This is a genomic window from Psychrobacillus sp. NPDC058041, from assembly GCF_042885655.1.
GTDB lineage: Bacteria > Bacillota > Bacilli > Bacillales_A > Planococcaceae > Psychrobacillus.
Genome location: NZ_JBHVRO010000025.1, coordinates 1 through 6727, shown reverse-complemented (window position 1 = coordinate 6727; position 6727 = coordinate 1). Strand labels below are relative to the sequence as shown.

The window sequence follows — 6727 nt, the reverse complement described above, 5'->3', positions numbered from 1 at the left end:
TCAAGGAGAAGATCAATCTTAAGCTAATCGAAAACAAGACCTTTGATTCTGGAGCCATAGGTCTCGTTTACCAGACGGTAAGATGACCTTGTCACTTAAGGTGATTACGCTAACGGTAAACTAGCTCAATTAACCGCCTTTTCACAAAGGCGGTTTTCTTATGGTCACAAATCAACATTAGAATTTAACATAGCCTTAAAAAAAGGATTTAATAGGCGTTTTATGGCTTTTCGTTATCGCTTTATTTGGAGTGTCTTTTATAACGCATACCTAAATTTATTTCAATACTAAAGAAATAAATTTACTCATCACCGGCTGTTATGAAAATGGTGGAGAAGTCATATTAGAAATCCATAATAATCTCTCAAGTAATTATTCATTTGAGTGTAAGCCGAAATAGATTAAATTGTAAATATTCATTGTATCGGAGGAACTTAATTTAATTGAGTTCCTCCAATTCTTATTCAACTAACGGATGCTTTAGTCAAACAAGACCATCATTTGAGGGTCTATTTTTTATTCGAAAAAACAAGTAGGTGGTTACGGTAACATTAAATTTAAATAAAAAAAGAATTATTAATACAATTGTTAAAAATACAATGCCATTAACCGAAGTGACTTTTGCGTAGGTAATAGCCTTTTCAGTGGCATTCGGTTCTTCTTTATAGATCCAACGTTTTTCCCATAAAATTAGATCTTTAGGGTTAAAAAATTGCCAGATTATTATTTCATATAGGGGAATAAATTATAAAATAAACGAACCCATTTTCATTCCTCCAAATAATTTGCTCTTATTTGCACAAGTTATAAATGAAAAATATTTTAGAAAGGCTTATTACCCCATGAAAAAAATTACTTATATTTTAATTGCAATAACTTTTTTGATTAATCCCAGTAGGATTAATGCCCATAGTGAACAACCTGATTATAAACTTATATATGATACATTGATTACTTCCCTTGAACCATTCATACAAAAGGAAATTATTAATTACTATGGATATCCCAAACAATATGGTTTATATGATGCTAAGATTTTGAGTATCATCAGAGGGCATGAAGGTCAGTTTAGCTTTATTGCAAAAATCCAAGTCACAACATTTGACCATGCACATGACCCTCCTTATGGTAAGGAAACAATGACTTTCAAAATAGACCCATTTGGAGTTAAAGCAATTAGCTTTCAGCATGAGGGAGATGAATTAGAAAAGGATATAAATGAATTTTATAAAGCAACACTTATTGACCCTGTAACCTTTATAAAAGGCAATACAGGTTACTTGCTCTTTAAAAAGTCTGATGGTACAAATGTAAATTATCATGTACAAAAGAAAGATGGTAATTGGATAGTGATAGGTAAAAATAGTAAACAAGGTCAGAAAATGGACTATAAATTACCATGGTATGTATGGAAAAAAATTTGAGCCTACTGATTAATTTAGTTAGGCTTTTTTATAATATAAAATGTGTGTGTATGGTTTAAGCGGGCTTTCAAACTGAATTTTTAGCAGAATTGAAAGATATCGTGCCCTAATCCTTATTCAACTAACGGGTGCTTTAGCTAAACAAGACCTTTTAGATGATCTAATTTTTATCCAAAACATCAAGGTGATCTCAAAAATCCATTGTGAAATGTTACACTTAAACTAACGGTGCAAGATTGTTGAAGATGGATATTTTCTGTCTTAAGCGAATTAGAATTTTAACCAAACTTTACACGAATATAGGTATTGAAAATAACGGGAACATGGGAGGTACGAGATATGAAGATCAATAGAATAGATCATGTGAGTATAAACGTAAATGATCTTTCAGAGGCTAAAGCGTTTTTTCTTGATTTAGGACTTGAAGTGAAAGCGGAATGGGAATTGGATGGAGAACAGTTAGACAGAATAGTTGGGCTTAATGATGTTAAAACGGCATGTGTAGGATTGGGGATGCCAGATGGTCAGGCATGGATAGAGCTAGTCAAATTTTATACGCCATCAGATGAAAAAGATATTCAGCAACCTTTTGCAAATACGCTGGGGATCCGACATATTTGCTTTAATGTTGAAGATATTGAGGCTATTGTTGCGAAGTTGAAAAAGAAGGGCACGGAAATCTTTAGTGAGATACAGCAGTATGAAGAAAGTTATAAGTTATGTTATGTTCGCGGTCCAGAGGGAATTATTTTAGAGTTGGCTGAGAAAATCTGATAAATATTGAATGACACTTTAAATGATTAAATTTCCAACTCTAAAGATTTCTTCTTAAACTTTCGGGCGCTTTAGTCAAGTAGAGCAACGTCTTTTAAGACGTTGCTACTTTTACATTTAAAAGTACGTCTGATTATACTCTTTCCTTAACCTCCCGCTTAATTGAGTGTAGATCATTGTGGTTTCACTTTTCTCATGCCCCATTAGACTTTGTATGACTTCATAGGAGCTCCATTATTCAACAAATGAGTTGCAAAGCTTTGGCTAAGTTGGTGTGGATGAATCTCTTTATTGATTTCAGCACGATTGGAAATACGCTTGATGATGTATCGCATTTTGGCGACACTCATTTTATGTGGTTACCTTCATTATTGCCAACTTAATAGAATAATAGAAATAAGAAGTTTTTTACTAACGGAGCAGTTTTGCAACAAAACACAGGCAAATAATACCCCTCAACAGCGCGGTTCCTAATTGGCCGCGTTTTTTGCATTTATTCTCTCCATAACGAACGACAAAATTATTTTTACCCATTAATATTGACTCTTTAATTTTACCCGGGTAAAATTGATATAGGCATTTAGGAGAGGAGGTACAGCATGAGTAATGACCTAACGTGCTTTTACTGCACGGCATTTTTGGGTGTGGGAGTAGTTGCCAGTGGTTCGTTACATCAAGTTATTTCTACAGTGAAGGATGCTCTGGATAACAGTGACCTCACACAGTTGCTTATATTTGACGATTCCACGGGGAAGCAAATAGATGTTGATTTTCGTGGGAAGACAGATGACGTGCTCAAACGATTAAGAGAACAGTTTGGTGACTTGCCTGGTACGGAAGTGAATCACCAACCTACACGGCGGGTCGGTCGACCGAAGCTGGGGGTTGTATCCGGTGAGGTTACGTTATTGCCACGGCAGTGGGAATGGCTCAAGAGTCAACCAGGAGGGGCATCGGTAACATTACGAAAACTCGTTGATGAGGCTCGACATGCTGGAGGAAAACAGAGCAAGATACGAGAGTCACAAGAAGCAACATATCACTTTATGACAGCTATGGCAGGGAACTTCCATCAATACGAGGAAGCTCTGCGGGAATTCTATGCTGGTGATTTGGATCGTTTTTACCACTTCATCGATGATTGGGCACCCGATATCAGAAACCATATCAAAAGATTAGCCGCTAATGCATTCCCTGAAGGGAACTTATGAATGAAAGCATGTGTAGGCGTAAAGAATTTGGAATAAAAAAAGGATCTACGAAAAGAACCGTTATGACTGAGTTTGAATTTATTCGTTACATCGAACCATCGCAACGCGCTTGCATGAGGTTTATGCAGCGAGGTATTTAGGGCAGCATAGTCATGTTGAATCTGTTACGTTTTCACACATCCAATCCTGAGCTACACCGGAGGTCCCAATCAGTGGTGCCGAAGCTTTCAACCGCTATATTAAGCACACCCTCCCATTTCTCCGTGAAAGTGGAGGTGAAGTAATGTTTCTTGGCGATGGCGGAGAGTTTCTTATCGGACCCGAAGAGGAAAGATGGGATCTTGTCATGATGATCCGCCAAAGCAGCGCGGAGTCGTTTTTTGCTTTTTCAAGTCATCAAGACTACATGGCCGGTATCGGGCATCGGATTCCAGCGATCGAAGATTCACGCCTTCTGCCTATGACAGAACTTCCGATATCAAAATAAAAGGAGGAGAACATGATTATGAATATCCTAAAAGTCAACGACGTCGAATTGGCCTATGACAGTTTCGGTAAAGAAAATGACGAGGCTATTATCCTAATCGCCGGGCTTGGAACCCAGATGATCCGATGGACGGATTCGTTTTGTCGGATATTAGCAGCTAGGGGCTTTCGCGTAATCCGCTTTGACAATCGCGACGTAGGTTGCTCGACGCACTTTAGCCATTATCCGACGCTGGAATTTGACGCACTGGCGACTGCTCTCATGTCGGGACAGCGTCCGGACATCCCTTACACTCTCGAAGACATGTCCAACGACGCTATCGGACTGCTCGACGCACTATCAATTGACCGGGCACATTTCGTTGGCAGGTCGATGGGCGGAATGATCGCCCAGATTGCAGCCAGCGAGTACCCTGAACGGGTTTTATCACTCACCTCCATTATGTCCAGTTCCGGTAATCCGGCTCTTCCGCAAACTTCCCCAGATGTCATGGGGATGATGACTAAACCGGCGCCGAACCCATTTGAGGATGAAGCAGGATTTTTGGCGCACAGCCTCTCTTTTGCCAAACGCATCGCCGGCACCGGCTATCCGTTTGAAGAGGATGCTTATCGGGCACTCATTCTGGAGGAAGTCCAGCGAGCCTACGATCCAGGTAGTGTCGGACGACAAATTGCTGCTATCGCTGTCTCCGGTGACCGTCGTCCGCGGTTGGCGACCATAAAAGTACCAGTACTTGTCATTCATGGGGTGGACGATCCCCTGTTCGTCCCGGAGTGTGGCGAGGACACGACTTCTGCCATTCCGGGCGCCGAGCTAATGTTGGTTGACGGTATGGGACACGACCTGCCGCACCAACTGTACAAAGTAATCGCTAATGGCATAGAGCGAACGGCTCGTCGCAATAAATAACCTATTCGCTTTAGCGAATAGGTTATTTTTTATTCAGATGAAAGAGTTTTATTCGAATTAACTTATAAAACAGTACAATTATTTTAGTGCTATTTTTAGGGTGGTAATATATACTATTTTGAGGGTTGGAAGTAGTGAAAAAATGTGATTTATTAATTGAGATGATAAAAAGACGCCAAAAATGGATTGGGAGATTTACGAACAGACGATTGAAATTATCAAAAAGAAATGAGAATAGAGGAGACTATGCAAACTAGAATAGGAAGTCTTATAGTAAGGAAATTAATTACAACATTTGTTGCCACAACTATTTTTTCGATACTATCTGCTTTTTACTATACTAAAGTTAAAAGTAGTTTCGAAATTGTATATAACCAAGAAAATGAATTTATCGGTTGGTTTTTCATTTATTTTATGGCTATCGGGGTTATTATCCTCATTTACGGAAACCTAGTGTCAATTGGAGTAGATTATTTACAAAGAAAATGGTTTCCGCAAAACGATTGGCTACATGTATTAATTCTTGGTGTTTTTGGATTAGCAAATGGATTGTTTTTTCAAGAAGAAACACTTGCCTATTATGGTATGTTAGCTGCACTTTTTTATGGAGTAATTGATAAGTGGTTATATAAAAGGAATTCCAAGAACAAAAGTGTTAAAATGTTTTTTCTTATACCAATAGTTTCGCTATTAATATCTTGGAGTTATTTTCAATTAGTCTCTCCGCCTTTACCATCTTTTACAAAGGAAGATGCTGTTGAATTTGAGACATCTGGTGAAGGTACATTTATTGAGGAATTCCCAAAAGAAATTGGTAAATGGGAAGGCGATATTGATGGTTATCAAGTAAAAAGGGAAACGAGTGCAAAAGAAATCGAAGATGAAGTTTATTTAGTTACTTTTACAGAAAATTGGAGTAAAGGTACAGAAAAGGATTCATGGACTATATCTTATAAAGTTAAACGAGATGGTTCAGGAATAAACGATGAAACTGGAAATATGCCACCGTACTATGAAAACAATTAAATTCAAATTATTAAAGTAAAAAATGAGCACCATTTTTAGTGCTCATTTTTACTTTTTTATTAAAAATTGTATTCCATAGACAGCTCTTTTTTCTTGTTAAACTAACGCAGCAGTTTAGTTGTTCTACACTTTTGTAACATTATTCCAAGCTAGGATGTGATTGAATGTTTCAAGATGGATTTCCAATTTATTTGAGAGATGATGTAACTACAGCGGTTGGAATGATTCCTCATAAAACTTATAATAATGTCACTATTGGTGTGTCCGAGGATACTATTCAATATTTACAAGATAATACCGTGATTAGGTTACCTTATCGTATCTACTACATTGATAGTTCAGATGAAGTTATAGACAATTTAACTCTACGACAAAAAATGATATTGCATTGTATTTATTCAAGAAGTTGTGACGGGTTTGTTCGCCAAAAGCATATTTATTCGTTGCTTCAGATGGATTATGAAGACTGGGCTATTCCTTATATCGTAAAAATATGTGATGAATATGTCGTAGAAATATTAGAAATGACTTATGATATTTTAAAAGAGCAGGATACAGAACGGATTATGAGATTTTGTTTTGAAAATATTGTGCCGTTTTGCAAAAGCTATAATAGAATGATTAGCTATTGGAACGAGTATTACCGATATAGATACAATAATTTTCATAAATATATTGGCAGGAAGTTATTTAGAGATTGTTTTGGTTACTCTAAATCAATGGAACGCAGGGAAAAAGGATTTGTTAAACATTTCACTTAAAGTAATGGGTGCTTTACTTCAAGAAGGGGTAAAGCAAAAGGGGGGCTCTTGTTTATGGAAATCCAATGGCTCAATGGACAATATCCAGAAGATAAGAGGATTTTTGATTCCCAGATGGAGGTTTATGAATGG

General features: G+C 37.3%; 7 protein-coding genes and 1 pseudogene. 7 read left to right on the top strand and 1 reads right to left on the bottom strand.

Annotation, left to right across the window (positions count from 1 at the left end):
- The first annotated feature begins 842 nt into the window (after nucleotides 1-842).
- Both ACFVR1_RS19490 and ACFVR1_RS19485 read left to right on the top strand, forming a co-directional pair.
- The gene (locus tag ACFVR1_RS19490; RefSeq protein ID WP_387586351.1) at nucleotides 843-1424 is read left to right on the top strand and encodes a DUF3888 domain-containing protein; all 582 of its coding nucleotides are present in this window, start codon (nucleotides 843-845) and stop codon (nucleotides 1422-1424) included.
- Between the two features lie 339 nt (nucleotides 1425-1763).
- Entirely contained in the window at nucleotides 1764-2198 is a 435-nt protein-coding gene (locus ACFVR1_RS19485) for a VOC family protein (protein WP_387586350.1), read from the top strand.
- Nucleotides 2199-2315: 117 nt separating this feature from the next.
- On the opposite strand, the pseudogene ACFVR1_RS19480 reads toward ACFVR1_RS19485, so the two are convergent.
- Nucleotides 2316-2551, bottom strand: a pseudogene (locus ACFVR1_RS19480) (tyrosine-type recombinase/integrase); the annotation flags it as partial.
- A 246-nt stretch (nucleotides 2552-2797) separates the two neighbouring features.
- On the opposite strand from ACFVR1_RS19480, the gene ACFVR1_RS19475 reads away from it, so the two are divergent.
- The 5 genes from ACFVR1_RS19475 (at nucleotide 2798) to ACFVR1_RS19455 (ending at nucleotide 6595) form a co-directional block, all read left to right on the top strand.
- Nucleotides 2798-3409, top strand: a complete 612-nt coding sequence (locus ACFVR1_RS19475; RefSeq protein ID WP_387586349.1) for a DUF2239 family protein — start codon at nucleotides 2798-2800, stop codon at nucleotides 3407-3409.
- Between the two features lie 283 nt (nucleotides 3410-3692).
- On the top strand, nucleotides 3693-3896 hold the full coding sequence (locus ACFVR1_RS19470) for a hypothetical protein (RefSeq protein ID WP_387586348.1): 204 nt from the start codon (nucleotides 3693-3695) through the stop codon (nucleotides 3894-3896).
- 18 nt (nucleotides 3897-3914) lie between these two features.
- On the top strand, nucleotides 3915-4808 hold the full coding sequence (locus ACFVR1_RS19465) for an alpha/beta fold hydrolase (protein ID WP_387586352.1): 894 nt from the start codon (nucleotides 3915-3917) through the stop codon (nucleotides 4806-4808).
- 246 nt (nucleotides 4809-5054) lie between these two features.
- Entirely contained in the window at nucleotides 5055-5834 is a 780-nt protein-coding gene (locus tag ACFVR1_RS19460) for a hypothetical protein (RefSeq protein ID WP_387586347.1), read from the top strand.
- Nucleotides 5835-5998: 164 nt separating this feature from the next.
- Entirely contained in the window at nucleotides 5999-6595 is a 597-nt protein-coding gene (locus ACFVR1_RS19455; protein ID WP_387586346.1) for a hypothetical protein, read from the top strand.
- Nucleotides 6596-6727: the final 132 nt, after the last annotated feature.

Excerpts from the sequence above, each read along its gene's own strand:
- ACFVR1_RS19490 (WP_387586351.1), top strand. The coding sequence starts at position 843 with ATGAAAAAAATTACTTATATTTTAATTGCAATAACTTTTTTGATTAAT.
- ACFVR1_RS19485 (WP_387586350.1), top strand. The coding sequence starts at position 1,764 with ATGAAGATCAATAGAATAGATCATGTGAGTATAAACGTAAATGATCTT.
- ACFVR1_RS19475 (WP_387586349.1), top strand. The coding sequence starts at position 2,798 with ATGAGTAATGACCTAACGTGCTTTTACTGCACGGCATTTTTGGGTGTG.
- ACFVR1_RS19470 (WP_387586348.1), top strand. The coding sequence starts at position 3,693 with ATGTTTCTTGGCGATGGCGGAGAGTTTCTTATCGGACCCGAAGAGGAA.
- ACFVR1_RS19465 (WP_387586352.1), top strand. The coding sequence starts at position 3,915 with ATGAATATCCTAAAAGTCAACGACGTCGAATTGGCCTATGACAGTTTC.
- ACFVR1_RS19460 (WP_387586347.1), top strand. The coding sequence starts at position 5,055 with ATGCAAACTAGAATAGGAAGTCTTATAGTAAGGAAATTAATTACAACA.
- ACFVR1_RS19455 (WP_387586346.1), top strand. The coding sequence starts at position 5,999 with ATGTTTCAAGATGGATTTCCAATTTATTTGAGAGATGATGTAACTACA.